Annotated in this window: 22 protein-coding genes and 4 tRNA genes; 14 read left to right on the top strand and 12 right to left on the bottom strand. The window is 69.0% G+C overall.

Translation table 11 applies throughout. From position 1 onward, the window contains the following. Nucleotides 1-294 precede the first annotated feature (294 nt). The 8 genes from purS (at nucleotide 295) to purM (ending at nucleotide 8,609) form a co-directional block, all read left to right on the top strand. Nucleotides 295-558 carry a phosphoribosylformylglycinamidine synthase subunit PurS gene (gene purS / locus ABZ904_RS25555; protein ID WP_019982969.1) on the top strand — a complete coding sequence of 88 codons (264 nt, stop codon included), beginning with the start codon at nucleotides 295-297 and terminating at the stop codon, nucleotides 556-558. Further along, nucleotides 555-1,235 (top strand): phosphoribosylformylglycinamidine synthase subunit PurQ, encoded by a 681-nt coding sequence (gene purQ / locus ABZ904_RS25550; RefSeq protein ID WP_361825631.1) that lies wholly within the window; start codon nucleotides 555-557, stop codon nucleotides 1,233-1,235. Before purS ends, purQ begins: the two co-directional genes overlap by 4 nt. Then, entirely contained in the window at nucleotides 1,232-3,490 is a 2,259-nt protein-coding gene (purL, locus tag ABZ904_RS25545) for a phosphoribosylformylglycinamidine synthase subunit PurL (protein WP_359397464.1), read from the top strand. The genes purQ and purL overlap by 4 nt, the downstream gene beginning before the upstream one ends. Before the next feature lie 476 nt (nucleotides 3,491-3,966). Then, nucleotides 3,967-4,185 (top strand): hypothetical protein, encoded by a 219-nt coding sequence (locus tag ABZ904_RS25540; protein WP_361825629.1) that lies wholly within the window; start codon nucleotides 3,967-3,969, stop codon nucleotides 4,183-4,185. A gap of 10 nt (nucleotides 4,186-4,195) precedes the next feature. Continuing rightward, on the top strand, nucleotides 4,196-4,993 hold the full coding sequence (locus ABZ904_RS25535) for a sterol carrier family protein (RefSeq protein WP_359397470.1): 798 nt from the start codon (nucleotides 4,196-4,198) through the stop codon (nucleotides 4,991-4,993). Between the two features lie 26 nt (nucleotides 4,994-5,019). Continuing rightward, the gene (locus tag ABZ904_RS25530; RefSeq protein WP_361825627.1) at nucleotides 5,020-5,865 is read left to right on the top strand and encodes an META domain-containing protein; all 846 of its coding nucleotides are present in this window, start codon (nucleotides 5,020-5,022) and stop codon (nucleotides 5,863-5,865) included. Between the two features lie 85 nt (nucleotides 5,866-5,950). Continuing rightward, nucleotides 5,951-7,477 carry an amidophosphoribosyltransferase gene (purF, locus tag ABZ904_RS25525; RefSeq protein WP_360999136.1) on the top strand — a complete coding sequence of 509 codons (1,527 nt, stop codon included), beginning with the start codon at nucleotides 5,951-5,953 and terminating at the stop codon, nucleotides 7,475-7,477. Nucleotides 7,478-7,508: 31 nt separating this feature from the next. Further along, entirely contained in the window at nucleotides 7,509-8,609 is a 1,101-nt protein-coding gene (gene purM / locus ABZ904_RS25520; protein ID WP_359397480.1) for a phosphoribosylformylglycinamidine cyclo-ligase, read from the top strand. 68 nt (nucleotides 8,610-8,677) lie between these two features. On the opposite strand, the gene ABZ904_RS25515 is transcribed toward purM, so the two are convergent. After that, complete coding sequence (locus tag ABZ904_RS25515; protein ID WP_359397483.1) at nucleotides 8,678-8,926, bottom strand: DUF3073 domain-containing protein; 249 nt, start codon at nucleotides 8,924-8,926, stop codon at nucleotides 8,678-8,680. Between the two features lie 274 nt (nucleotides 8,927-9,200). Then, the gene (locus tag ABZ904_RS25510; RefSeq protein WP_359397486.1) at nucleotides 9,201-10,310 is read right to left on the bottom strand and encodes a Glu/Leu/Phe/Val dehydrogenase dimerization domain-containing protein; all 1,110 of its coding nucleotides are present in this window, start codon (nucleotides 10,308-10,310) and stop codon (nucleotides 9,201-9,203) included. Between the two features lie 233 nt (nucleotides 10,311-10,543). On the opposite strand from ABZ904_RS25510, the gene ABZ904_RS25505 reads away from it, so the two are divergent. Both ABZ904_RS25505 and bldC read left to right on the top strand, forming a co-directional pair. Further along, nucleotides 10,544-11,386: a hypothetical protein gene (locus tag ABZ904_RS25505; protein ID WP_361825624.1), complete on the top strand. Its 843-nt coding sequence runs from the start codon at nucleotides 10,544-10,546 to the stop codon at nucleotides 11,384-11,386. A 553-nt stretch (nucleotides 11,387-11,939) separates the two neighbouring features. Next, entirely contained in the window at nucleotides 11,940-12,146 is a 207-nt protein-coding gene (gene bldC / locus ABZ904_RS25500) for a developmental transcriptional regulator BldC (RefSeq protein ID WP_003949541.1), read from the top strand. A gap of 520 nt (nucleotides 12,147-12,666) precedes the next feature. Here bldC and ABZ904_RS25495 read toward each other — a convergent pair. The 5 genes from ABZ904_RS25495 to ABZ904_RS25475 all read right to left on the bottom strand — a co-directional run bounded on the left by ABZ904_RS25495 (nucleotide 12,667) and on the right by ABZ904_RS25475 (nucleotide 18,276). Next, complete coding sequence (locus tag ABZ904_RS25495) at nucleotides 12,667-12,858, bottom strand: DUF6274 family protein (protein WP_359397490.1); 192 nt, start codon at nucleotides 12,856-12,858, stop codon at nucleotides 12,667-12,669. 329 nt (nucleotides 12,859-13,187) lie between these two features. After that, nucleotides 13,188-13,262 (bottom strand) — tRNA-Asp (locus ABZ904_RS25490). A 94-nt stretch (nucleotides 13,263-13,356) separates the two neighbouring features. Beyond that, nucleotides 13,357-17,355 (bottom strand): ATP-dependent RNA helicase HrpA, encoded by a 3,999-nt coding sequence (gene hrpA, locus ABZ904_RS25485; RefSeq protein ID WP_361825622.1) that lies wholly within the window; start codon nucleotides 17,353-17,355, stop codon nucleotides 13,357-13,359. Nucleotides 17,356-17,487: 132 nt separating this feature from the next. Next, nucleotides 17,488-17,796, bottom strand: a complete 309-nt coding sequence (locus ABZ904_RS25480) for a hypothetical protein (protein WP_359397558.1) — start codon at nucleotides 17,794-17,796, stop codon at nucleotides 17,488-17,490. 339 nt (nucleotides 17,797-18,135) lie between these two features. Then, entirely contained in the window at nucleotides 18,136-18,276 is a 141-nt protein-coding gene (locus tag ABZ904_RS25475; RefSeq protein ID WP_359397495.1) for a hypothetical protein, read from the bottom strand. Between the two features lie 436 nt (nucleotides 18,277-18,712). Between ABZ904_RS25475 and ABZ904_RS25470 the strand changes: the two genes are divergently transcribed. The 4 genes from ABZ904_RS25470 (at nucleotide 18,713) to ABZ904_RS25455 (ending at nucleotide 22,691) form a co-directional block, all read left to right on the top strand. Then, the gene (locus tag ABZ904_RS25470; protein ID WP_359397498.1) at nucleotides 18,713-19,366 is read left to right on the top strand and encodes an ATP-dependent endonuclease; all 654 of its coding nucleotides are present in this window, start codon (nucleotides 18,713-18,715) and stop codon (nucleotides 19,364-19,366) included. Between the two features lie 255 nt (nucleotides 19,367-19,621). Continuing rightward, nucleotides 19,622-20,608, top strand: coding sequence for an asparaginase (locus ABZ904_RS25465; RefSeq protein WP_359397500.1), 987 nt, complete (start codon nucleotides 19,622-19,624; stop codon nucleotides 20,606-20,608). A 146-nt stretch (nucleotides 20,609-20,754) separates the two neighbouring features. Continuing rightward, nucleotides 20,755-21,750 (top strand): hypothetical protein, encoded by a 996-nt coding sequence (locus ABZ904_RS25460; protein ID WP_359397502.1) that lies wholly within the window; start codon nucleotides 20,755-20,757, stop codon nucleotides 21,748-21,750. Nucleotides 21,751-22,031: 281 nt separating this feature from the next. Next, entirely contained in the window at nucleotides 22,032-22,691 is a 660-nt protein-coding gene (locus tag ABZ904_RS25455) for an NAD(P)H-dependent oxidoreductase (RefSeq protein WP_359397504.1), read from the top strand. A gap of 216 nt (nucleotides 22,692-22,907) precedes the next feature. Here ABZ904_RS25455 and ABZ904_RS25450 read toward each other — a convergent pair whose 3' ends face one another. The 5 genes from ABZ904_RS25450 to ABZ904_RS25430 all read right to left on the bottom strand — a co-directional run bounded on the left by ABZ904_RS25450 (nucleotide 22,908) and on the right by ABZ904_RS25430 (nucleotide 26,728). Then, nucleotides 22,908-24,176 carry a GAF domain-containing SpoIIE family protein phosphatase gene (locus tag ABZ904_RS25450; protein ID WP_360999125.1) on the bottom strand — a complete coding sequence of 423 codons (1,269 nt, stop codon included), beginning with the start codon at nucleotides 24,174-24,176 and terminating at the stop codon, nucleotides 22,908-22,910. Between the two features lie 573 nt (nucleotides 24,177-24,749). Continuing rightward, nucleotides 24,750-24,823, bottom strand: a tRNA-Phe gene (locus ABZ904_RS25445). Nucleotides 24,824-24,847: 24 nt separating this feature from the next. Continuing rightward, nucleotides 24,848-24,922: transfer RNA gene (locus ABZ904_RS25440), tRNA-Asp, on the bottom strand. A 36-nt stretch (nucleotides 24,923-24,958) separates the two neighbouring features. Beyond that, nucleotides 24,959-25,031, bottom strand: a tRNA-Glu gene (locus ABZ904_RS25435). 80 nt (nucleotides 25,032-25,111) lie between these two features. Beyond that, a complete protein-coding gene (locus tag ABZ904_RS25430) occupies nucleotides 25,112-26,728 on the bottom strand; it encodes a metallophosphoesterase (protein WP_359397509.1) in 1,617 nt (538 codons plus the stop codon). Nucleotides 26,729-26,762 lie beyond the last annotated feature (34 nt).

Here is a 26,762-nt window from a genome sequence, read left to right as displayed (position 1 = left end):
TGTCGAGGAGATGTCGACTGTCCGGCAGTAATTGGGCAAAGTATCGGCTATTGCCAATTCCTTTGTACAGTGCCCGGCATTGCATTGTGAAGACCGACTGAATACCTCCGCGTGTCCGCGCGCAATGTCTGTCACCGCTCTTCTGCGGGTTTTCCGAGGATTTTCCGTGCAGGGGCCCCGCGCCGATGCGGGATCGTGATGAGGGTCACGTAGGATGCTACGAATCTACGCGAGTAGAAATTTTGTGCAGGTAGTCTGAAGGAACCTGCTCAGCACCACACACCGGGAGTGCCAGTGGCACGCGTCGTAGTCGACGTCATGCTCAAGCCGGAGATCCTCGACCCCCAGGGCCAGGCGGTGCAGCGCGCACTGCCGCGGCTCGGTTTCGAAGGCATCTCCGACGTACGTCAGGGAAAGCGATTCGAACTCGAAGTGGACGGTCCGGTCGACGACGCCGCGCTGGCCCGCATCCACGATCTTGCGGAATCCTTCCTCGCCAACACCGTGATCGAGGACTTCACCGTCAAGGTGGAGGAAGTCGCGGAGGCCGCGAAGTGACCGCTCGTATTGGCGTCGTCACTTTCCCGGGCAGCCTGGACGACCGGGACACGCAACGCGCGATCCGTCTCGCGGGCGCGGAACCCGTCGCCCTCTGGCACAAGGACAAGGACCTCAAGCAGGTCGACGCGGTGGTCCTTCCGGGCGGTTTCTCGTACGGCGACTATCTGCGCGCCGGTGCCATCTCCCGCTTCTCCCCGGTGATGGAGACCGTCATCGAGCAGGCGAAGGACGGGCTCCCGGTCCTCGGCATCTGCAACGGTTTCCAGATCCTCACTGAAGCCCATCTCCTTCCGGGCGCGATGCTCGGCAACGACCACCTCCACTTCATCTGCCGCGACCAGAAGATGCGGGTGGAGAACGCGGAGACCTCCTGGACGAGTGACTTCGCGTCCGGCCAGGAGATCCATATCCCGCTGAAGAACATGGACGGCCGGTACGTCGCCGACGAGTACACGCTGGACAAGCTGGAGGCAGAGGGCCGGGTCGTCTTCCGGTACCTCGACTTCAACCCCAACGGCTCCCTGCGGGACATCGCCGGCATCACCAACGAGGCCGGCAACGTCGTCGGTCTCATGCCGCACCCGGAGCACGCCGTCGAGTCCTTGATCGGTACCGGCCGTACCGACGGGCTCCCGTTCTTCACCTCGATCCTCAAGAAGCTGGTGGGCGCATGAGCCGGACGCCTCTGGACACGGTCGAGCATGCGAGCGAGACCCCCGACGTCGAGCTGCCCTGGGCCGAACTCGGCCTGAAGAAGGACGAGTACGAGCGGATCGTCGAGATCCTGGGCCGTCGCCCCACCGGCGCCGAGCTCGCCATGTACTCGGTCATGTGGTCCGAGCACTGCTCGTACAAGTCCTCGAAGGTCCACCTCCGCCAGTTCGGCGAGAAGGCCCCCGAGTCCGACGCGCTGCTCGTCGGCATCGGCGAGAACGCCGGCGTCGTGGACGTCGGCCAGGGCTACGCGGTCACCTTCAAGGTCGAGTCGCACAACCACCCCTCGTACGTCGAGCCCTACCAGGGCGCGGCCACGGGTGTCGGCGGCATCGTGCGCGACATCATCGCGATGGGCGCGCGGCCGGTGGCCGTCGTCGACCCGCTGCGCTTCGGTGCGGCAGACCACCCGGACACCAAGCGTGTGCTGCCGGGTGTCGTCGCCGGCATCGGCGGCTACGGCAACTGCCTGGGCCTGCCCAACATCGGCGGTGAGGTCGTCTTCGACTCCTGCTACCAGGGCAACCCGCTGGTCAACGCCGGTGCCATCGGCGTGATGCGGCACGAGGACATCCACCTCGCGAAGGCGTCCGGCACGGGCAACAAGGTCGTCCTGTACGGCGCCCGCACGGGCGGCGACGGCATCGGCGGCGCCTCGATCCTCGCCTCGGAGACCTTCGACGACGCCAAGCCCTCCAAGCGCCCCGCCGTGCAGGTCGGCGACCCCTTCCAGGAGAAGCTGCTCATCGAGTGCACCCTGGAGGCCTTCAAGGAGAAGCTGGTCGTCGGCATCCAGGACCTGGGTGCGGCAGGCCTGTCCTGCGCCACCTCCGAGCTGGCCTCGAACGGCTCCGGCGGCATGCACGTCACCCTGGACGACGTACCGCTGCGCGACTCGACGCTCTCGCCGGAGGAGATCCTCATGAGCGAGTCGCAGGAACGCATGTGCGCGGTCGTCGAGCCCGGGAAGGTCGACCGCTTCCTGGAGATCTGCGCCAAGTGGGACGTCATCGCCACCGTCATCGGTGAGGTGACCGACGGGGACCGCCTCGAGATCTACTGGCACGGCGAGAAGATCGTCGACGTGGACCCGCGGACGGTGGCGCACGAGGGCCCGGTGTACGAGCGCCCCTACGCCCGTCCGGAGTGGCAGGACGCCCTCCAGGCCGACGACGCGAACAAGCTGCCGCGGCCGGAGACGTCCGAGGAGCTGAAGGACCAGGTCCTGAAGCTGGTCTCGTCGCCCAACCAGGCCTCCAAGAAGTGGATCACCTCGCAGTACGACCACTTCGTGCAGGGCAACACGGTCCTCGCCCAGCCCGAGGACTCCGGCATGATCCGCGTCGACGAGGAGTCCGGGCTCGGCGTCGCCATCGCCACCGACGGAAACGGCCGCTACGCGAAGCTCGACCCGTACGCGGGCGCGCAGCTCGCGCTCGCGGAGGCGTACCGCAATGTGGCGACCACCGGGGCCAAGCCGCTGGCCGTCTCCGACTGCCTGAACTTCGGCTCGCCCGAGGACCCGGCCGTGATGTGGCAGTTCGCGGAGGCCGTGCGCGGCCTCGCGGACGCCTGTCAGCAGCTGGGCACCCCGGTGACCGGCGGCAATGTCTCCCTGTACAACCAGACCGGCGAGGTGGCCATCCACCCGACGCCGGTGGTGGCGGTGCTGGGTGTCATCGACGACGTCGCACGCCGTACGCCCGTCGCCTTCCAGGAGGAGGGGCAGCTGCTCTACCTCCTCGGCGACACGCGTGAGGAGTTCGGCGGTTCGGCCTGGTCGCAGGTCGTCCACGACCACCTCGGCGGTCTGCCCCCGCAGGTCGACCTGGAGCGCGAGCGGCTGCTCGGCGAGATCCTCATCTCGGCCTCCCGCGACGGCATGATCGACTCCGCGCACGACCTGTCCGACGGCGGCCTCGTTCAGGCCGTGGTCGAGTCGGCGCTGCTCGGCGGCAAGGGTGCGCGGCTGATCGTGCCGGACGGACTCGACGCGTTCACCTTCCTCTTCTCCGAGTCGGCCGGCCGTGCGATCGTCGCGGTGCCGCGCTCCGAGGAGGTCCGCTTCAACGACATGTGCGGCGCGCGCGGCCTGCCCGCGACCCGTGTCGGTGTCGTGGACGGGGACACGGTCGAGCTCCAGGGCGAGTTCGAGCTGTCCTTGGCGGAACTGCGCGAGGCGCACGAGGGAACCATCCCGGCGCTCCTCAAGTAGCCCCCGTCCGTACGACGGTGAAGGCCCCGCCCGGTCCGCCGGGCGGGGCCTTCGTCCTACCGCGACCGGCTCGGCCTCCCGGCCCGGGACCGGATCGCTGTCGGGGCGGGGGAATTTCGGGAGCCGCAGGGGCGGCAGGGTGACGAGGTCCATCAGTCCGGCGCCGCTCCAGAAGACAACCTGTGTCGCGTGGACGAAAGGCAGACGCGTACCCCGGTCGGCATGGGCCGCTCCTGTCAGCCGCGCCGGTGCGCCGATGGCGGTGTCGGGGCCCGGTCTTCTCCCCCTTGACGGAGCATGTCGGGGACACCGCCCGCGCTGTGCGCGAGCGCCGGCCCGGGGACGCCGCGGTGGACGCCGTCCGTCGGCGGTCCTGGAGATGGCCGAGGCCCGCGACCCGCCGGTCGGCCTGCCCGGTGAGCCGTTCGCCCGTCCGGTGCGCGGAATCGTCATCGATACACCGGTCCTGAGGGAGCGTGCGTTCCACGCGCTCGGAAGGGGCACCCGAGACCTCGCTGCCCGCCGTGGCCGCCGCCGACGTGCCGAGCGCAGTCCGCAACGCCCTGGTCGAGGAGCCCCACAGCCGCATCGCCGTCGGGGACAGCCCAGCCGAGTCGCCGGCGCCGTCGGCCGCCGCCCGTCAGCCCGTCGACCTGGTCGAAAAGGGCCTGAGCGGCTACGCGGTGAAGGCATAGGCTCGCCCCTATGCCCCCGGCCAAGAAGCGCACCCGGACGTACGACCCCGTCAAGACCCGCACCGCCGTGCTCGCCCAGTTCGGGAACGCACGACAGGCCGTCGGGACGCTGACGCCGGAGCAGTTGGGGCTTCCCACCCGGCTCGGGGACTGGACCGTGCGGGAACTGGTCGCGCACATCGGAACGGCGCTGGCGGGGGTCGGCCGGCTCCTGGACGGGCCCGAGCCGGTGCGGCAGGACGCCACGGCACTGGACTGGCCGTTCGCGACCGCGGCGAACTCGGCGGCCATCGCCGCGGATGCCCGTCGGCTCGCCGAGCAGCACCCCGACCTGGACGCCTTCCTGGCCGACGTGGAGCAGCACTTCACCGCCGGCCTCGACGCCTACCCCGGCACCCGGCTGCTGGCCACCAGCGCGGGCGCCATGCCGCTGGCCGACTGTGTCGTCACCCGTACCGTCGAACTCGTCGTCCACACCGACGACCTGAACGCCGCCGTCCCGGGTCTCGACATCCCGTACGACCGTCAGGCCCTCGCCGCCGCGACCCGGCTGCTCGCCGACGCGCTCGCCGTCAAGGCGCCCGGCGCCTCGACCGAGGTGCGCGTTCCGCCGTACGCCGTCGTGCAGTGCATCGAAGGACCGCGCCATACCCGCGGCACCCCGCCCAACGTCGTCGAGACCGACCCCCTGACCTGGGTCAGGCTGGCGACCGGCCGCACGGACTGGGCCGCCGCCCGCGCCGACGCGCGGGTCGCGGCCAGCGGTGAACGGGCCGACCTCAGCGACCTGCTGCCCCTCATGGCGTGAGGGGACGTCCTGGGAGGGGGCCTCCCGTGGAACCGCCCCTGCACCCCAGCCGTCCCACCGCCATGGACAAGCACCGACTGACCCTCACCGTCCTGACCCTGCTCCCGCTCGCGGTGGCCTGCGGTACCGACACCGGTTCGGGCAGCGGCAGCGGTTCTGTGGCGCCGGACGGCAAACCGCCCGTCACCGGCATCCACTGGCGCGTCGACAGCCTCACCACGGGCGACACCACCCAGAAGGCCCCGATCGGCGCGTACCTGCAGATCGACGACTCCGGACAGGCGCACGGGAACTACGGGTGCAACAGCTTCGGCGCCTCTGCTGCCGTCCAGGGCGACCGCGTCGACTTCGGCTCGGCCCGGTCCACCGACATGGCCTGCGACAAGGCCCCGATGGCCTTCGAGGCGGCCTTCTCCCACACGCTCGCGGGCGGTGCGCTGACCGCCGCGGTAGACGGGGGACGGCTGACGCTCACCGCCGAGAACGGCGACCGCGTGCGCCTCACCAAGGAGAGCGACGCGTCCCTGTCCGGCACCAGGTGGCAGGTCACGTCCCTGGTGGACGGCGACACCGCCTCCTCGCTGCCCGCGGCGGCGACGGGCAAGGCCTGGTTCACCCTCGACGAGAAGGCCGGCACGGCGTCGGGAAGCCTCGGCTGCAACCGGTTCACGGCGAAGGCGACCGTACGTGACGGTCACCTCACGCTGGGCGTCCCCAGGACCACCCGCAGGATGTGCGACGCCTCACTCATGGACACCGAGAACACGCTGAGCAAGATCTTCGACCGGCCGCTCACCTATCGGATCGATCACCGCAGCATCACGCTGACCAGCGAAAACGACAAGGGGGTCAGCGCGCTCGCCCAGCCGTGAGGCGGCCCCTCCGACCGGGCCTGTGACGGAGAGGCGCGGATGCCTGGATTCGGACCAGTGCACGATCTCGCCTACACTCGGACCCGTGCCACGTGGTGACGGTCGACTCAATCACGATCTGCTCCCCGGTGAGAAGGGCCCCCAGGACGCGTGTGGCGTCTTCGGTGTCTGGGCTCCGGGTGAAGAGGTCGCAAAACTGACGTACTTCGGGCTCTACGCCCTCCAGCACCGAGGTCAGGAATCCGCGGGTATCGCGGTCAGCAACGGCTCCCAGATTCTCGTCTTCAAGGACATGGGCCTGGTCTCCCAGGTCTTCGACGAGACCTCCCTCGGATCGCTCCAGGGCCACATCGCGGTCGGACACGCCCGGTACTCGACCACCGGTGCCTCCGTCTGGGAGAACGCCCAGCCGACGTTCCGGGCCACGGCGAACGGTTCGATCGCCCTCGGCCACAACGGCAACCTCGTCAACACGGCGCAGCTGGCCAAGATGGTCGCGGCCCTTCCCAAGGAGAACGGCCGCGCCACCCAGGTCGCCGCCACGAACGACACCGACCTCGTCACGGCCCTGCTGGCCGGTCAGGTGGACGACGACGGCAAGCCGCTGACCGTCGAGGAGGCGGCGACCAAGGTCCTGCCTCAGGTGAGGGGCGCCTTCTCGCTGGTCTTCATGGACGAGCAGACGCTGTACGCGGCCCGTGACCCGCAGGGCATCCGGCCGCTGGTCCTCGGCCGTCTGGAGCGCGGCTGGGTCGTCGCCTCCGAGACCGCCGCGCTCGACATCACGGGTGCGAGCTTCGTCCGCGAGATCGAGCCGGGCGAGTTCGTCGCGATAGACGAGAACGGTCTGCGGACGTCGCGATTCGCGGAAGCGAAGCCTCGCGGTTGTGTCTTCGAGTACGTGTACCTGGCCCGCCCGGACACCGATATCGCCGGCCGGAACGTCTACCTCTCCCGCGTCGAGATGGGCCGCCGCCTCGCCAAGGAGGCCCCCGTCGAGGCCGATCTGGTCATAGCGACGCCCGAGTCCGGCACGCCCGCCGCGATCGGTTACGCGGAGGCGTCCGGCATCCCGTTCGGCTCCGGTCTGGTGAAGAACGCGTACGTCGGCCGTACCTTCATCCAGCCCTCGCAGACGATCCGCCAGCTCGGCATCCGTCTGAAGCTGAACCCCCTGAAGGAAGTCATCAGCGGCAAGCGCCTGGTCGTCGTCGACGACTCGATCGTGCGCGGCAACACCCAGCGGGCGCTGGTGCGGATGCTGCGCGAGGCCGGCGCCGCCGAGATCCACATCCGGATCTCCTCCCCGCCCGTGAAGTGGCCGTGCTTCTTCGGCATCGACTTCGCCACCCGCGCCGAGCTGATCGCCAACGGCATGTCGGTCGACGAGATCGGCCGGTCCCTCGGCGCGGACTCGCTGGCGTACATCTCGCTCGAGGCCATGATCGAGGCGACCACCATCGCCAAGCCGAACCTGTGCCGGGCCTGCTTCGACGGCGAGTACCCGATGGAGCTGCCCGACCCGGAGCTGCTGGGCAAGCAGCTGCTGGAGACGGAGCTGGCGGCCGGTCCCGCCGCCACGGCCGCGGCCGACGCCATCCGTCGCCCCTGAGCACTTCCACCGACCCCGAAAGATCCAGGCAATGTCTGCTGTGTCCGATCAGTCGACCCCGTCGACGGGAACCTCCGAGGGTGCTTCCTACGCCGCCGCGGGCGTCGACATCGAGGCGGGCGACCGCGCGGTGGAGCTCATGAAGGAGTGGGTGAAGAAGACGCGGCGGCCCGAGGTCCTCGGCGGCCTCGGCGGCTTCGCCGGCCTCTTCGACGCCTCCGCCCTCAAGCACTACGAGCGCCCGCTGCTGGCCTCCGCCACCGACGGTGTCGGCACCAAGGTCGACATCGCGCGCCGGATGGGTGTCTACGACACCATCGGGCACGACCTGGTCGCCATGGTCATGGACGACATCGTGGTGTGCGGTGCCGAGCCGCTGTTCATGACCGACTACATCTGCGTCGGCAAGGTGCACCCCGAGCGCGTCGCAGCGATCGTGAAGGGCATCGCCGAAGGCTGCGTGCTGGCAGGCTGCGCCCTGGTCGGCGGTGAGACGGCCGAACACCCGGGTCTGCTCGGTCCGGACGACTTCGACGTCGCGGGCGCCGGTACGGGCGTTGTGGAGGCCGACCGGCTGCTCGGCGCCGAGCGCATCCGCGAGGGTGACGCCGTGATCGCCATGGCCGCCTCCGGACTTCACTCCAACGGGTACTCCCTCGTGCGACACGTGCTCCTCGACCGGACGAAGCTCGGCCTCGACCAGCACATCGAGGAGTTCGGCCGCACCCTCGGCGAGGAGCTGCTCGAGCCCACGAAGATCTACTCCCTGGACTGCCTGGCGCTCACCCGTACCGCCGAGGTGCACGCGTTCAGTCACATCACCGGGGGCGGACTCGCCGCCAACCTGGCCCGTGTGATCCCGGACGGCCTGCACGCCGTGGTCGACCGTTCCACCTGGACCCCTGCACCCGTGTTCGACCTCGTCGGGAAGAGCGGCGATGTCGAACGGCTGGAGCTGGAGAAGACCCTGAACATGGGCGTGGGCATGATCGCGATCGTCCCCGAGCATTCGGTGGACGTCGCACTCTCCGCACTGGCGGACCGCGGCGTGGACGCATGGGTCGCCGGCGAGATCACCGACCGGGGTGACCACGCGACGGGCGCGGCCCTGGTAGGTGACTACGCGGGCTGAGTCCTCACGGACAGCACAGAACCCGGTCCGTGGCTGGGCCACGGACCGGGTGGGATTTCAGTGCAGGGTCAAGCGCCGCGACGGTGTTGCGAGGAATCGTCGTCCTCGTCCTCGTCATCGTCCGCGTAAAGGTCCGCGTACCGTGCGTACAGTTCGTCGTCGTGCTCATCTTCCTCGAATCGGTCGCCGTTCGGCGACGTGTTCGACGTCGATGCGCCCAGCTCCTCAGCCAGGCGTGAGAGGTCCGTCCCACCGCTGTTGTACTTCAGCTGGCGGGCGACCTTCGTCTGCTTGGCCTTGGCCCGGCCGCGCCCCATGGCTCGACCCCCTCAACGACGGGGCTCGACGGCCCCAGAGTCTTGACACGCGTTCATGAACCGGAACGGGCTCTCCGTGGAGAGACCGGTCCGTAGGGCTTCCACGGTACCTGAGCCCACGCCCATACGGTACGTCGCCCGCAGGACGGGCGTGTGCACAGAACCTGCGAGGCGCCCCGTCCTCGCTGGTCACGGCCGATTTTAACCACTTATTGGCGGCCGACCCGCCGATAAGAGTGAGAGTTCTCTCCAACCTCCCATCGGCGGGTACCGCTCAAACCTGCGTGGTCTCCCCGCCGAGGCCCGGCCTGCGCGCCTCAGCCATCCGCTGCTCCGCGATCCGGTCGGCCGCCGCGGCCGGCGGAATACCGTCTTCCTTCGCGCGTGCGAATATGGCGAGCGTGGTGTCGAAGATCTTCGACGCCTTGGCCTTGCACCGGTCGAAGTCGAAGCCGTGCAGTTCGTCGGCGACCTGGATGACACCGCCGGCGTTGACGACGTAGTCCGGTGCGTAGAGGATCCCGCGGTCGGCGAGGTCCTTCTCCACGCCCGGGTGCGCGAGCTGGTTGTTGGCCGCGCCGCACACCACCTTCGCCGTCAGTACCGGCACGGAGTCGTCGTTCAGCGCCCCGCCGAGGGCGCAGGGCGCGTAGATGTCGAGGCCCGCGGTGCGGATGAGGGCATCGGTGTCGGCCGCGACGGAGACCTCGGGGTGCGCGTCGGTGACCCGGCGCACGGCGTCCGGCCGCACGTCCGTGATCACGACCTCGGCACCGTCCTCCAGCAGGTGCTGGACCAGGTAGTGCCCGACCTTGCCGACGCCCGCGACGCCGACCTTGCGGCCGCGCAGGGTGGGGTCGCCCCACTGGTGCTGGGCGGAGGCCCGCATGCCCTGGAACACGCCGTAGGCGGTCAGCACGGACGAGTCACCCGCACCGCCGTTCTCCGGGGAGCGCCCGGTGGTCCACGGGCACACCCGCGCGACCACATCCATGTCGGCGACATAGGTGCCGACATCACAGGCGGTGACGTACCGGCCACCGAGCGAGGCCACGAAGCGGCCGTACGCCAGCAGCAGCTCCTCGGTCTTGATCCGCTCGGGGTCACCGATGATCACGGCCTTGCCGCCGCCGTGGTCGAGACCGGCCATGGCGTTCTTGTACGACATCCCGCGCGCGAGGTTCAGCGCGTCGGCGACGGCTGCCTCCTCCGTCGCGTACGGGTAGAAGCGGGTGCCGCCGAGGGCGGGGCCCAGGGCGGTGGAGTGGATCGCGATGACGGCTTTGAGGCCGGTGGCCCGGTCCTGGCAGAGCACGACCTGCTCATGACCCCCTTGATCCGAGTGGAACAGGGTGTGCAGGACGCCGTCGGTTACGTCGGTCACGGTGGTGACTCCCGAGTGGGTAGCGGCGGTTGAGGAGTGGGTCCCATGCGGGTGGCGGGGCCCGTGGCATGAGCGTAGAGCGTGGAGGCGCCCGCGAACCTCGCAGTGCTCTGGATCACCTTCCCTCGGAGTACGCCCGGACGGGTTCGTGGGACGATTTGCAATGGTTTTCCACACCCGCCGGGTGCCGCCCGGCCGGGTTTCGGGTCAGGTCCGATGGGGAGGGAGCAGGCGTGCCCAAGGTGTCCTCGGTGATCGTCCCGTACGCGTCGTACTTGCGCGTGTACGAACCGCTGGCCGCCTTCCCGGAGCCGGAGCGCGGCCAGTGGGAGCGGTATGCCCGGCGCCCCCACCGCCCCTCGTATCAGGACGAACTGCGGCGCTCCCTGGCCGATTTGCTGCCCACCCCGCCGGTGCCGGTGCCGGTGCACGAGAGCGGCGACGCCTTCGTGACCGAGGTCGACGGGGCCCCGTACATCTGCCCGTGGCGTACCCGGCTGCGCGGCTGGCAGGCGCTCGGGGAGCTGGCGGAGGAGCTGCCCGGCCCGGTCCTGGACGCGGTCCTGCCGCCCGTCGTGCGCCGCCAGGCCACGCAGGACTACGAGCGCTGGCTGGAGGACAACCCGGACGCCCGCCCCTGGATCCGTACCGCGACCTGGCAGGTGCCGCTGAACTGGTTCGTCCTGGTCTCGGACGACGAGCGCAGATACGAGAAGGGGACCGGCGAGGTCCCGCCGATGCTGCGCTACCGCACGCCCATGGTGCAGGCCCGGCGGCGCACCGCACGGGCCCTGCGGACCCTCAAGGAGGCCATCGACGAGGGGCCCCTGATCGACGGCCTGGTCGATGTGGGCCGGTGGCTGGAGGAGTTCCACCCGCGTTCGCTGGTCGAGCTGGACTACGGCGGGCTCGTCCATGTCCTGCCGGCCGCCGAGCTGGACGGGGACCATTCCGCGGCGGACGTCGCCGAGGGGATCGAGGCCCTGCGACTGGGGGACGGGGCCACGGCCGGGGAGGCCTACGGACGGTTGGTGGAGCGCTGGCGGGCCGTACGGGGCCGCCGCTCGGCGAACTGAGGGGCGCGTTCCGGCCGGAACCTCGGCGAACCGGTGCGCGAATTGTGACTCGCAAGACATGGTGAAGTGCCAACCCTTGGCCCATGGTTGACGTACCGCACGTCAGCAGCGGGGGCGTAGGTCTCGATCCGGGCTTTTGCCGTCAAGCGTGACGGACGGCACTTACAAGGACCTTGCGCCTTACGGCCCTCCTCATGCCAAAATAGGACAAGGAGCCCGGGGGAGGTTCCCTCTGTCCACTTATGGGCGGAAGTTCCGCATTGCACTCTTTGGGGGGTCTGGTGACTCCTGATCGCCCTGTGACTGATCGTCACAGTGGCGTGACTGTCCGCTATGGCATGGTCCATCGGCTTCCGTCGCTGATGAACACCTGGGAGGGCAATTCCATCGGTTTGGCCGACGCGGCTGGACGGATGGTGTAGTTGTAGTGCCGAGGACAAGCCGTTCGTCCTATAACCGACTCGACTCGCGTCCGCCATTTCGGGCAACGCGGGTCAAGGTGCAGAATTTAGAGGAAAGAACCGAAGGTTCGGTTCTCCCGAGGAGGCCGCTCATGACCGCTCGCACCCCTGATGCCGAGCCGCTGCTGACCCCGGCTGAGGTCGCCACGATGTTCCGCGTCGACCCCAAGACGGTCACGCGGTGGGCGAAGGCCGGCAAGCTCACTTCGATCCGTACGCTCGGCGGGCACCGCCGCTACCGCGAGGCCGAGGTCCGCGCGCTGCTCGCGGGCATCCCGCAGCAGCGCAGCGAGGCCTGAACAGCCGAATAGCCGGACATATCGGCAGGTCCCCCAATCTGCCGCGACGTCCGAACCACAGCTCCAAGCGACGCGGGTGCTGCCCCAACAGCGCCCTCGCCCAAGGTCAGTAGAGGCACGCCAAGGGTGCGTCGTCTATCGCGCTGGACTCCGCCGAGTCCAGCGCGATCTTTTTTGTGCCCTTGTCGGGGTGCCCGGGACCCCTCTGTGAGCGGCCTTGTCGAAGTCTGGGGAGGGGTGTCGGATCCGCTGTGGAGGACCTCCGAGAGCAGTGCAATTGCACATATTAAATTGACTCATTGTAGGAGGGGAGTAAGTACCGCACCTCACAAAACTCATGCGGTGACTCCCGTCACATGACCGGGTCCTTGTTGCGATCACGGTCTCTTTGCTAATGGAACACAGCGGTCCGGATGGTGCGTTGAGCGGACCGTAGTCCAGAAGTGCCCACCCGCAGTTGCTTCGAACCTTCCGCTCGGCAGTCGCGTCACCGTGTCCCGGGGTGCTCGGCGGGCGCGGCTCACACTGTGGAGGGTGTGTCGTCCTCGGCGGTCGCCTCAGGGTCTTCCTCGCCGCGCTGGGCGGGTTCCATCGCCAGGCGCAGGAGTTGATGGCAGACCGGGCAGTGCCGCGTCAGATGGCGATAGCCGGCCGCGGCGGACAGATGGGCACGGAGTAAGGCACGCGTCTCGTGCCGAGCGGACGCCGCCATACGCCACCTCCCCCTGGGCCCGGGCAACCGGGGTCCCTGTTTTCTGGGTACCGGTGGAATGTGACGCCGTCAAGACACTCTGGAACGCGCACGGCCCGCAGGCGCTCGGCAACGGCGGCTCTGACGAGGGCTCAGAGCCGCGTGCCGCCTGTCCGTGCCACCGCCGCGGAGCCCTCTCCGGGCCGGGCCGGAGCCGGGCACCGGCGGGCGTTCCCGGACGGGCGCTTGAGGCCTGTGCCATCGTGCCTGGCCCCTCCCCGCGAAGGCGGCCGGCCGACGGCGGGCATGCGAAAGGCCCCGCATCTGACGACACGGGGCCTTTCATCGGGCGGTCCTGACGGGATTTGAACCCGCGGCCTCCACCTTGACAGGGTGGCGAGCACTCCAAACTGCTCCACAGGACCAGGTTTCGCGGCGCTCTTCCTTGCGGGGCGCTGCGAAAAAGAACTGTACAGGAGGGTGAGCCCCTGGTCGAACTCACCCCGCGTCACCGCGTCGTCACGGCGCCGCGGCGTCGATCGCCTTCACGATGCGCTTGTCGGAGACCGGGTACGCAGTGCCCAGCGCGTGCGCGAAGTAGCTGACCCGGAGCTCCTCGATCATCCAGCGGATCTCCAGCACCGAGGAGGGGACGGGCCGGCCCTGCGGCAGCTGCTCGAGCAGCCACGCGTACTCGTCCCGCATCTCCTGCACCTTCGCCATACGCGTCGTGTCCCGCTGGACGTTGGTCGGCATCTGCTGCAACCGGCGGTCCGCGGCGACCAGGTAGCGCATCAGGTCGGGCAGCCGCCGAATACCCACCTCGGTGACGAAGCCGGGCTTCACGAGGGCGTCCAGCTGCGCCCGCACATCCGCCAGGTTCGGCAGCAGCGCAGGGCTGCGTACGGCCTTCAGACGGCGTTCACAGGCCTGCCAGGCGGCCAGCACCTGCTGCACCTGCCCGACCGTACGGACCGTGGTGTCGACGATCTCCGCGCGCACCTTGTCGTACAGCTTCCGGTACGACTCCTCGTCCCACGCCGGCCCCCCGAAGTCCCCGATCAGCTTGTCGGCGGCCGCCATCGCGCAGTCGTCGAACAGGGCCTGGATCGAGCCGTGCGGGTTCGCGGACAGCCCGAGCTTCTGCTGGTTGGTCAGCTTCTCGGACGCGAACTTCGCCGGGTTCACCGGGATGTTCCGCAGGATCAGGCGCCGCGTGCCTTTCCACATCGCCTGCGCCTGCTCCTCCTCCGTGTCGAAGAGGCGTACGGAGACCGTGTCGCCGTCGTCGACCAGCGCGGGGTACGCCTTGACCGGCTGCCCGGCGCGACGGGTCTCGAAGACACGGGTGAGCGTGCCGATCGTCCAGTCCGTGAGGCCCGTGCGCTCCAGCGACTCACCACCCTGCCGCTCGGCCGTGGCCGCCGCGGCCTGCGAGAGGGCCTTGCGGGCCTTCGGCTTCAGCCGGAGCTTCAGCGCCTGAAGGTCCTTGTCCTCGTCGAGCTTGCGGCGTCGCTCGTCGACGATCCGGAAAGTTATCTTGAGGTGGTCGGGCAGCTTGGACCAGTCGAAGTCCTCGGCCTCGAAGGGCACACCGACCATGCGCTTCAGCTCGCGCGCCATGGTCACGGTCAGCGGCTCCTGCGGCTGCGTCCGGTCGGCCCCGTCCGGGGACGCCTTCTCCAGGAACGCCTTCGCATAGTTCGGTGCGGGGACGTAGTTGCGGCGGATCGGCTTCGGAAGGGACCGGATCAGCTCGGTGACCACGTCCTCGCGCAGTCCGGGGATCTGCCAGTCGAAGCCCTCGTCCGTCACCTGGTTGAGAACCTGCAGCGGGATGTGGACGGTCACGCCGTCGGCGTCCGCACCCGGTTCGAACTGGTAGGTGACCCTGAACTTCAGCCGGCCCTGGAGCCAGGAGTCGGGGTAGTCGTCCTTGGTGACCGCGCCCGCCTTCTCGTTGATGAGCATCTCGCGCTCGAAGTCGAGGAAGTCGGGCTGCTCCTGCCGCTTGCGCTTCCACCAGGAGTCGAAGTGCGCGCCGGAGACGACGTGTTCGGGCACCCGCTGGTCGTAGAAGTCGAAGAGCGTCTCGTCGTCGACCAGGATGTCCCGGCGCCGGGCGCGGTGCTCCAGCTCCTCGACCTCGGTGAGGAGCCTGCGGTTGTCGGCGAAGAACTTGTGGTGGGTGCGCCAGTCGCCCTCCACCAGCGCGTTACGGATGAACAGCTCGCGGCTGGCCTCGGGATCGATGCGGCCGTAGTTCACCTTGCGCTGGGCGACGATCGGTACGCCGTAGAGCGTGACCTTCTCGTACGCCATCACCGCCGCCTGGTCCTTCTCCCAGTGCGGTTCGCTGTAGGTCCGCTTGAGGAGGTGGCCGGCCAGCGGCTCCACCCACTCCGGCTCGATCTTCGCGTTGACCCGCGCCCACAGACGCGACGTCTCCACGAGCTCGGCGGACATCACGAAGCGCGGGGGCTTCTTGAACAGGGACGAGCCCGGGAAGATCGCGAACTTGGCGTTGCGGGCGCCGATGTACTCGTTCCGTCCGCCGTCCCTGCGGGCGCCGGGCGCGGAGTCCTTGGACTCCTTCACGTCCTTCATCCCGATATGGGAGAGGAGGCCGGCGAGGAGCGAGACATGGACACGGTCGCCGGGGGCCTCCTCCTCGTTGAGATGGATGTCCATCTGCTTGGCGACCGTGCGCAGCTGCGTGTAGATGTCCTGCCATTCGCGGATGCGCAGGAAGTTCAGGTGCTCCTGCTTGCACATCCGGCGGAACGACGACGAGCCCCGCTCCTTCTGCTGCTCGCGGACGTAGCGCCACAGATTGAGGTAGGCGAGGAAGTCGCTCGTCTCGTCCCGGAAGCGGGCGTGCTGCTGGTCGGCCTGGGCCTGCTTGTCGGCGGGCCGCTCACGCGGGTCCTGGATGGACAGGGCGGCGGCGATGACCATGACCTCGCGGACACAGCCGTTCTTGTCCGCCTCCAGGACCATGCGGGCGAGGCGCGGGTCGACGGGCAGCTGGGCGAGCTTGCGGCCGGTGTCGGTGAGGCGCTTGCGCGGGTCCTTCTGGGCCGGGTCCAGCGCGCTCAGTTCCTGCAGGAGCTGGACGCCGTCGCGGATGTTGCGATGGTCCGGCGGGTCGATGAAGGGGAACTTCTCGATGTCGCCGAGGCCGGCCGCGGTCATCTGGAGGATGACGGAGGCGAGGTTCGTCCGCAGGATCTCGGCGTCGGTGAACTCCGGCCGGGCCTCGAAGTCCTCCTCGCCGTACAGCCGGATGCAGATGCCGTCCGACGTACGGCCGCAGCGGCCCTTGCGCTGGTTGGCGCTCGCCTGCGAGATCGGCTCGATGGGCAGGCGCTGGACCTTGGTGCGGTGGCTGTAGCGGGAGATGCGCGCGAAGCCCGGATCGATGACGTACTTGATGCCCGGGACGGTGAGGGAGGTCTCCGCCACGTTCGTGGCGAGGACGATCCTGCGGCCCGTGTGCGGCTGGAACACACGGTGCTGCTCGGCGTGGGAGAGCCGGGCGTACAGGGGCAGTATCTCGGTGAACCTGTACTGCTTCTTGGTCAGCGCGTCCGCCGTGTCGCGGATCTCGCGTTCACCGGAGAGGAAGACCAGGATGTCGCCCTGGCCTTCGGCCATCAGCTCCTCCACGGCGTCCGTGATCGCGGTGATCTGATCGCGGTCGGCGTCGTCGGACTCCTCTTCGAGGAGGGGCCGGTAGCGCACCTCGACGGGATAGGTCCGCCCGCTGACCTCGATGATCGGCGCGTCGCCGAAGTGCCGGGAGAAGCGCTCGGGGTCGATCGTGGCCGAGGTGATGACGACCTTGAGGTCCGGGCGCCTGGGCAGGAGCTGGGCGAGGTAGCCCAGCAGGAAGTCGATGTTGAGGGACCGTTCGTGGGCCTCGTCGATGATGATCGTGTCGTAGGCGCGCAGCTCGCGGTCCGTCTGGATCTCGGCGAGCAGGATGCCGTCCGTCATCAGCTTGATGAACGTGGCGTCCGGGTTCACCTGGTCGGTGAACCGGACCTTCCAGCCGACGGCCTCGCCGAGCGGCGTGTCCATCTCCTCCGCCACCCGCTCCGCGACGGTACGGGCCGCGATCCGGCGGGGCTGGGTATGGCCGATCATGCCGCGCACGCCCCGGCCGAGCTCCAGACAGATCTTCGGGATCTGGGTCGTCTTGCCGGACCCCGTCTCACCGGCCACGATCACGACCTGGTGGTCGCGGATGGCGGCGGCGATGTCGTCCTTCTTCTGGCTGACCGGGAGCTGCTCCGGGTAGCTGACGGCGGGGACACGGGCGGTGCGCTCGGTCATCCGGCCCTCGGCCTTGGCGACCTCCGCCTCGATCTCGGCGAGTACGGCGGCCCTGGCCTCGGGCTTGCGGATCTTGCGCGCGCCTTCGAGCCTGCGGCCGAGCCGGTGCGCGTCGCGCAGGGACAGCTCGGTCAGGCGGGGGGCAAGGGTGCCGAGGGCGGGGGCGGGATGCGTAGACATACGCGATCCAGGATCTCACCTCGGCGAAATTCGTGGCTAACGATTTGTCTCCGGCGGTTCGGCGCCGCGTTTCGCCCGACCATGCGTGCGATTTCTACGGGGACGGGGCGTGGCCGTCGTGCCCCCGCCGGCTCAGTGGTCGCCCGACTGCTGAGGCACCGAGGCCGGCTGCTGGGGTGCCGGGGGCGTCGGGTGGGGCTGGGCGGTCCGCTCCTGGACCATCGACTTCGCGGTGTTGGAGACGGCCTTGATGCCCAGATACGCCGTGGTCATGCTGCTGACGGCGGTGAAGGCCGCGGTGAGGACGCCGACGATGACGGACGTGTCCCCGTTCAGGCGCCACACCCCGAAGATCGCGACGCCGGCGATCGCGAGATTGCTGACGATCACCGCGAGGAGCCCGAAGCGAGCCCGGTCCTTCTCGAGCTCGACGTCCCCCATGACCTTCGTCCGGTCCCCGCCCATGTTCTCCCCACCCGCACGGCTGACTCTGCCCCGACGCGCCAGAACGTAGCGTCAGAGCCGGGACATGCCAAGCACACTCACCGGGGCGGTCAGCCGACTCGATCACATGATCGGCATGACGCGCGGGGATCTCATATGGCTTAGGGGCGGGATCTGTTGAGGGGTGCGGTCTGCTGGTCGTCGGAACCGCCGGCGCCCTTGCGCACGCTGCACGGAGTCATGTGGCCGGTGTGGCGGGCCTGGCCACGCGCACCGTGCTCCGAGGTCGGTGGAGTCTTGATGGCCCAGTCAACGCACCCCCGTCCGCCGGTGCTGTCAGGTGTCGTCGGCGGCCCTGGAGAGCAGGTCCAGGAAGTCGTTCTGGAACCGGAGTTCGGCGTCGCGGCACGGGGCGCTGAAGAAGGCCCGTTGGGCTTCGGCAAGATCGCAGTTCAACAGGCCCATGGTGACGAACACCGCTTCCACTCCATGGCACCCGTTGTCCTTGAGGAACTGCTGCAGGACGTCTGTGTCGCCACTTGCCTCTCAGACGGGCCGGGCGGTTTCCCGCATCGCAGCGATGCGCGCCGATCGTTCTGCGTCGAAGGCCATCGGGTCCGCCTCTCCGGGGTGGCCCGCAGGCTACTGCCCGGTGGGCGGGGCCGCGCCAGCCCTTTTTGTTCGTCTCGCTGCTTCTGGATCTTGGAGTTGCGCCGCATGCGGGTAGTCCTGGTGGCCGCCGGACACAGTGACCATGCCGACGTGCGAGTGCGTCCCCCTCGACCAGCCCACCCGAGCCTGACCGCTCACGCGCAGCCGCACTTCCCTCGATTTCTCGGATCCTCGCCCCGGAAAAACGTGCATGCGTACGGGATCTCGGCCGTGTCAGGATCGCGTCGGGAGGCGAGGTCTCGTGGACGAGTTCAGGCGATTCCGCCGGGCGCTGGTCGCGTGGGCGGCCGGCGGAGCGGGGGCGGATGTGGCCGCCATGGTGGCGCGGGAACTGGCCGGGCGCGTGCGGACGATCGTGCTCGTCGAGGGGAGCAGCGACCAGGTCGCGCTCGAGGCGCTGGCCACGCGCCACGGCCGCGACCTCGGCGCGGAGGGCGTCGCGGTGGTACCGCTCGGAGGCGCGACGAGCATCGGGCGTTTCCTGGACGTGTGTGGTCCTCCGGGACTCGGCCTCCCGCTGGCCGGTCTCTGCGACATCGGCGAGGAGCGGCATTTCCGGCGTCATCTGGAGCGGGTCGGGCTCGGGTCCGGTCTCACGCACGCCGGACTGGAGACACTCGGGTTCCACGTGTGCGTCGCCGACCTGGAGGACGAACTGATCCGCGCTCTCGGGGCCGAGGGGGTGCAGCAGGTGATCGAGGCTCAGGGCGAGATGCGCCCCTTCCACACCTTCCAGGGCCAGCCCGCACAGCGGGAACGACCCGTGGAGCACCAGCTGCGGCGCTTCATGGGCACCCACAGCGGGCGCAAGGCGCTCTACGCACAGGCGCTGGTCGCGCACCTGGACCTCGAGCGCGTTCCCCGGCCGCTGGAGCGCCTCCTCGCGCACGTCTGACACGCCCTGTCGTCGCTGTCGTCATCGCCGCCGTCGTCGTCGCGCCGCAGCGTGGTCCTGGTCAGAGGATCGGAGGACCGGCGCGACATCGTTCTGGAGTGTGGCGGTTTACGAGGTGTCCGGCCCTTGCCCACCCTGCCTGCGCAAGCAATCGAGAAGGCGCCTTGGCAGAGGATCGGCAGACGTGATCCACTCCCGAGGGCAACCGAGGGCAGCGATCGGTCGTTGCCCGCATACGAGCGGGAGGCACAGGGGATGGGCGTTGCACTGTTCACGCTCGGCGGCACGATCTCGATGGCGGGCCGCACCCCGGGCGTCGAAGGTGTCGTCAGCCGGTTGAACGGAGCGGACCTCGCCGCGGCTGTGCCCGGGCTCGCCCGACTCGGAATGCCCCTGGACATCCATGACATCGAAGCCGTCCCCAGCGCGAATCTGACCTTCGCGCACATCCTGGACCTGGTGGATTCCGCGTCACAGGCGGTGAAGGCCGGAGCCTGCGGGGTGGTGGTCACCCAGGGGACCGACACTCTGGAGGAGACCGCCTTCCTTGTCGACCTGGTCTGGCCGCACGCCGAGCCGTTCGTGCTGACCGGAGCCATGCGCAACCCGACACTCGCGGGACCCGACGGCCCTGCGAACCTGCTCGCCGCCGCCCGCACCGCTGCCTCGCCCGCCGCCCGCGGCCTGGGGGCACTGGTCGTCTTCAACGACGAGATCCACGCAGCCCGCTGGGTGCGCAAGACCCACAGCACGAGCACCGCCACATTCTCCTCCCCCAACACCGGCCCGATCGGCCACGTCATCGAAGGCCACACCCGAATACTCACTGCTCCCGTACGCCTCCGCGCCCCGTACCCGCGGCCTGAGGCGCTGGACAACACTCGAGTCGCGCTGCACACCGTCACCCTCGACGAGGACGTGGACACCCTCGCCGCCGTCGCCGAGGCACGTCACGGACTGGTCATCGCCGGCTTCGGCGTCGGTCACGTCCCGGGCAAACTCGCCGATCTTCTGGGGACTCTGGCCGACCGCATGCCCGTCGTGCTCACCTCCCGCACCGGCAGCGGATCCGTTCTGCGGCACACCTATGGAGCCATCGGCTCGGAGGCCGACCTGCAACGCCGCGGCCTCATCAACGGCGGCCTCCTCGATCCTTACAAGGCCCGGATCCTCCTTCGGCTGTTGCTGGCCGGCGGTGCCGATCGCGAGGCCGTAACCGCGGCCTTCACCGAGCACGGCTGACTGAGGCCGCGGACGGGAGCCGGGTCGGCGCCGGCGTCCGGTCCCAACCCGCGGTCTGCGGGCCGTTCCGCCTGCCGTGCGCGGGATCTGGGACCGTCGATTGCCGGAGGAACGGCGATGTCGGACCCGGCCGCTAGCCTCACGTCATGTCCCGTACGACACCGCCCCGTCCCGTTGATGTCGCCGCGGTTTTCCCGGAGTTGGCGCCGCTTGCGCGTACCGCCGTCCGTCTGCATCCGCGGCCCGGTGCCCCGACGGCGGCCGACAGCTCGGTCGGCGGACCGCTGCTGTGGCCTGTCGAAGAACCATGGCCGACGTGCCCGGAACACACGGGCCCCTGGCTGGTCGGCCACACCCCGGACGACCTTCGGAAACGGCGCCGCATTCTGACCGAGGGCTGGGCACGCCCTCGGACACCGAACACCGATTTCCTCACCCCGGACGAGCGTGCCTTTGTGAACGGCATGGGCTTCACAGGTGTGCGGCTGCCCGTCGACGGTCCTGTCCCCTTGCTGCCCGTGCTGCAGCTGTACGCCCGCGACGTTCCGTCGCTGCGCCGACCGCCCGGCACCGACCTGCTCCAGGTGCTCTGGTGCTCCTTCGACCACGGCGAGGACTGCATGCCCGGGGTGCAGCTGCGCTGGCGCCTGGCCGACACGGTGAGCGCGGCGCGGGACGCCCCTCCGCCGGCCGTGGTCAGCGGCGACGAGGCCCTGCCGGAACCCTGTCTCCTCCACCCCGAGCCGGTCCGCGAGTACCCGGCCCCGCACGAGCTCGATGCGGACCTTCGCGAACGAATCCATTCCTGGGAGGAGGGCCGCCCGTACGGCTACCAGTTCGACCTCGCTGTCGCTCCCGGATGGAAGCTCGGCGGGTGGGGCAACTGGAGTTTCTGCGACCCCTGGCCGATGCTCTGCGAAGAATGCGGCAGCACGATGCAGCCCCTCCTGACGGTGGACAGCTCCGAATGGGACGGGGGCACGGGAAGCTGGTGCCCCCAGGAAGAACCACCCCAGAGCGAACGACCGCTCTACCCGCACTCCCACGAACCCACGATGATCAACATCGGTCGCGGCTACACGATGCAGATCTACCTGTGCCCGGAGTCCTTCGACCACCCTCACCTGCAGGTGATGCAGTAGGCGGGGAGGGGGCGGGCCCTGGAGCGGCTGATCGCGGCACGTTCGTGACGCGTTGATGCCAACGAGTGATGCCACGGACACGAAAGAGTCCCCTCCGAAGATCTTCGGAGGGGATTTGCCTTGCCCTGGTGCCCCGCCGACCCCGAGCGGGCGCCGAATCATCGACCCGGTCGGCTCCGGGCGGTCGGTTCCGGCCCTGTCGCACCGCGGCCCTCCCGGAATCACACTGGTCAGTGGGGCGCCCCACTGGAGGCGCGTGCCCACGACGGAAGGACCGCCCCATGCCCATGGACACTGCTCCGGGCCCGCTCCGGGTCCTGGTCTTCGGCGCGGCACTGCGAGCCGATTCGACCAACGCCCGCCTCGCCGCCCTCGTGGCCCGGCTCGTCTCCGACACCGGTGCCACCGTCGACCTCGCCGCCATGCGCGACTTCGACATGCCCTTGTACGACGGCGACATGGAGGCCACCGAAGGGCTGCCGCCCGGCGCTCTCGCCCTGCGCGACCGGCTGGAGCAGAGCGACGCCTTCGTCATCTCCTCGCCGGAGTACAACGCCTCCGTGCCGGGAGTGCTGAAGAACGCGATCGACTGGGTCTCCCGTGTCCGGCCGCAGCCCTTCAAGACCAAGCACGCGATGCTCGTCTCCGCCTCGCCGTCCCTGGTCGGCGGCAACCGCGGGCTGTGGACCCTGAGGATTCCCCTGGAACACCTGGGCACCCGGGTCTACCCGGACATGTTCAGCCTGGCCGACAGCTACCAGGCCTTCGCCGAAGACGGAACTTTGGCCGACCGGGGGCTGCAGCAACGTCTCAGCGAGACCGTGTCGGCTTTCCTCAGCCTCGTCGAAGCGGATGTGCGCTACGTCTGCCTGGAACGCCGGTGGTACGAGTTCCTGGGAGACCGCACCGAGGCAGCCATCACCCAACGGGCCGAGGCGTGATGCCGGGACGCCATGAGGCGCCCCGCACCCGAACCAGCGACAGCACCACGCGTGTGGCACCCGCTATGCCTTTGCGTGGTTCGGCCCAGTGTGCAGTGCGGCGCCGGCGATCCCGCTCAGCCGCTTCGTCTGCTGCGTTGAAGTGCCGTACCGACAGGCCCTGGGGCTACCGGTTGGCTCAAAAATTCAAGAAGTCGTGACCGCGCCGCGCGATGATCAGGCCGACACCGGAGGCCGCAGGGCGAGGACCGCGAGGTCGTCGTGTCCGTCACTGGGATGTCGATCGGACAAGGCCTGCACGAACGTGCGCAGTGGCATCTGCGCGCATTCCGCAGCGAGGGCGACAAGACGTTGCAACCCGGTGTCGATGGGCTGCTGCGAGCACTCGATCAGCCCGTCGGTGAAGAGGACGATGGTCGAGCCGGCCGGTACAGGGTGGGTGTGGTCGCGGCGTGGCATCGTGAGGTCGACGCCAAGAGGCGCATCGGAGTCGATGGACAGGCATCGCACCTGTCCATCCGGGGCGATGAACACGGGCGGACAGTGACCGGCGGAGCTCCACCGCAGTGTCCAGAGCCCAGGCGCTGCCGGCTCCAGCCGCACCAGGCAAGTGGTCGTGACAGGGACGTCCGTGATTGCCTGAAGAGCGCGATCGAGTCGGGCGAGGATATTGCTGGGGGGCGAGTCGCTGTCGTACAGAAGCGCCCGGAGCATCTGCCGTGCCTGCGACATGGCGGCAGCTGCAGGGACGTCATGCCCGAGAACGTCACCAATGACAGCTACGCAGGTGTCTTCGCACACCAGGAGCGCGTCGTACCAGTCACCGCCGAGAAGGCCCGGCGACGGGGCGGGACGGTAGACCGCAGCAGCCTCAAAGGGGCTCAGGTCCGGCAGACGCGGGACCAGCAGCCGCTGGAACTCCTCCGCATCATCCCGGAGTTGGCGGAACAGGCGAGCGTCGTCGATGGCCAGGCCGGCTGCGCCCGCAAGAGCAACGACCATGGTTTCGTCCTGGGCGTTGAAGGGGCATCCGTCGAGACGATCAGCGATGTACAAGTTGCCGTAGATCTGACCACGGATGTGGATCGGCACTCCGAGCAGCGTGCGCATTTCCGGGTGGCCGGGAGGAAAGCCGGCCGAGGCCGGGTGCTCCGGGATGCTGTCCGCGCGCAGCGGCACAGGGGCGTGGATCAGATGCCCCAGCAACCCGCGCCCTTCGGGGGAATGAAGCCCTTCGATATCCGCGCGCTGTTTCTCGCTCAGCCCGACCCCGATGAGCTCGGCAAGTCCGCCGTTTCCCTCCCCGTCCGTGTCCAGCACACCCAACGCGCCGTACCGGGCGCCGACGAGATCCATGGCGGTCGTCACGATCGTCCGCAACACAGCCCGCAGATCCACGTCGCGGCTGAGAGCTACTTCGTACAAACTGTGCAGCCGCTCCTGCACACGGGCGAGCGAGACCAACTGATCAGCGATCTGCTCCAACTGGCCGCCCAGGTCAGGCTGGGGCGTCGGAGGCTGTTCGCTCCCGTGAGCTGTCACCCGTCTCTCACCGTCCGTGCCCCGCAAGGAAAGATCGATAATCGAGGGCCGTATGCTCGCCTCTTCTTCCATCGGAGCGCAGGCGACCAGGCCATGCAAGTCAGAACTCGAGCAGCGTCACGGTGCGTGAGCACGTCGCGCCAGCAGACCGTGTTGGGGGCGCTGACCTGCCGAGAGGCCGGGAGCAACCCCCTGAGAGAGGTGGGGATGGATCCCCGTCACTCGACGAAAAGCGCGGGGACCTGGACCGACCGGACGAGGCACTTACGTGATGTGTTGATATCACTGGGTGATGTCACGGACACGAAGAAGTCCCCTCCGAAGATCTTCGGAGGGGACTTTGCCCTGATGGGCGCTATCGCGGACCAGGGCCCGCCAGGTGCACCCGTGCTGCCCTCAACGGTTGCCGTCGAGGGGCATGCACGAAGGGCACGGTTGAGGCCGTTGGCGTAACCGATACGAAAACACCCCCTCCGGAAGATCCCGGAGGGGGTGTTTGCCCTGATAGGGCGGCGGTGGCTGGGGCCGGGGTCGAACCGGCGACCTTCCGCTTTTCAGGCGGACGCTCGTACCAACTGAGCTACCCAGCCAAGGGGTTTCACGTGAAACCCCAGCGGTCCTGACGGGATTTGAACCCGCGGCCTCCACCTTGACAGGGTGGCGAGCACTCCAAACTGCTCCACAGGACCAAGCATGCGTACGACAGTGTCGCACACCGTGGTGCGTGCCCCCAACGGGATTCGAACCCGTGCTACCGCCTTGAAAGGGCGGCGTCCTAGGCCGCTAGACGATGAGGGCTATCGGCCCGCCTGGGCGCTTCACAGCGCGTCGGGGACGTGAGAAGCATATGGGATGGGGGGAGGGTTCGCCAAAACGGTTTACGGGGCAGCGGGCGTGCGGCTCGCACCGGTACGGGCCGGGCTCGCAGCGGGACTGCCTCCGGGCGTGGCGGACGGGGGCGTGGCGCCCGGCGTGGGGCTTGTTCCCGGCTTATTCTCCTCGGCCAGGTGGCGGGCCACTTCCGCTGTCGTCTGCCCGAGGCCGCCCAGCCTGATCTCGTCCCAGGCCTGGAGGCGGCGGGTGTCCTTGTCCATGTAGAGGACCGAGGCCTCGATGGGCGCCGGGTACTCGTGCTCGACCGCACGCAGCCCGCTACCGCCCGTCGAACCCTCGATACGCAGCCGGGTGCCGTACCGCATGATCTCCGTCCCCTCGTGGTGCAGATGCCCGGCGAGGACCAGGGGTACCTCGCCGTCCGTCTGGCGCGCAGCCGTGGGCTCGTGGGCGATCGCGATGTCGACGGGGGTGCCGGCGGCCTTCTGGTCGCTCAGGGCGGCGGCCAGACGAGCGCCCGCCAGTTCCTCGGATCGGTCGCCGCCCGGCACGACCGAACGGTCGGGGGTGAACTGCGGATCACCGATCCCGGCGAAGCGCAGCCCCGCGACCGTGACCGCCTTGCCGTCGTCCAGGACGTGGACGTTCTTCATGTGCTCCAGGTAGCGCTGGGTGGTGCGGGAGTCGTGGTTTCCGCGGACCCAGATGTACGGGGCGCCCAGGTCGGCGATCGGGTCGAGGAAGCCGTTCTCCGCCGCCGTGCCGTGATCCATGGTGTCGCCCGAGTCCACGATCACGTCGATCTTGTACTGCGCCACCAGCGACGCGATGATCTTCCAGCTCGCCGGGTTGAGATGGATGTCGGAGACGTGCAGGACCCGGATGGTCGTGGGATCGGGTTCGTATGCCGGGAGGGTGGAGGTGACGTCGTACAGCTTGGTCACGTTCGTCACCAGGCGGGCCAACTCCTCTTGGTAGACGTTGAATTCGGTGACGATGCTGCGCGCGTTGCCGACCAGGGACGGGGCGGAGGAGAGCAGGCCGGAGAACTTCGGCTCCAGCACCGACTTGGGGTTCCAGGTGGCGTAGGCCGTCGCCCCGGAGGCGGCGAGGAGGGTGAGCGCCAGACCGCCGGCGGCGAGGGCGCGGCCCGGGCGGCGGTACACGGCCAGCCCGAGGGCGGTCGCTCCGGCGACCACGGCTATGCAGGACCGTACGGCGAGGTCGAGCGTGCCGTGTTCGACGTCGTGGGTGATCTCCTCCTGGAGCCCCGAGATCCGCTCTGGATGGTCGACCAGGGCCTGGGCGCGGACCGGGTCGAGCTGGTCGACGTTGACGTCGAGGCGGAGGGGGGCCTTGTGACTGTTCAGCTCCAGGGCTCCGAGCGGAGAGATATTGATCTTGGTGCCGCCGGTGAGCGAGGGGCGCAGGGTCATGGTGGTGTTCATGGGACCCACCGGGACACGGACGTTGCCCACGACGAGCAGACCGAGCCAGGTGCCCAGCAGGACGACGGCGATCATGCCGAGGGCCCGGAGCCAGGGGTTTGACGGCGGGACGAGTTCGGCGGAGGGGCGGGGACGGAGCGAGCGGTAGTACCGGGCGAGCGTGCCTGACGCCCTTCGAATGCGGTGTACTGCTGCGGCGGGGACGCGGGCCATTGGTCGCGTATGCCCAAGTTTCCCGGCCGGTATG

The sequence above is a fragment of the Streptomyces sp. NPDC046900 genome (assembly GCF_040644975.1).
GTDB lineage: Bacteria > Actinomycetota > Actinomycetes > Streptomycetales > Streptomycetaceae > Streptomyces.
The sequence above is the reverse complement of the archived record's forward strand: the minus strand, read 5'-3'. Positions and strand labels throughout refer to the sequence as shown.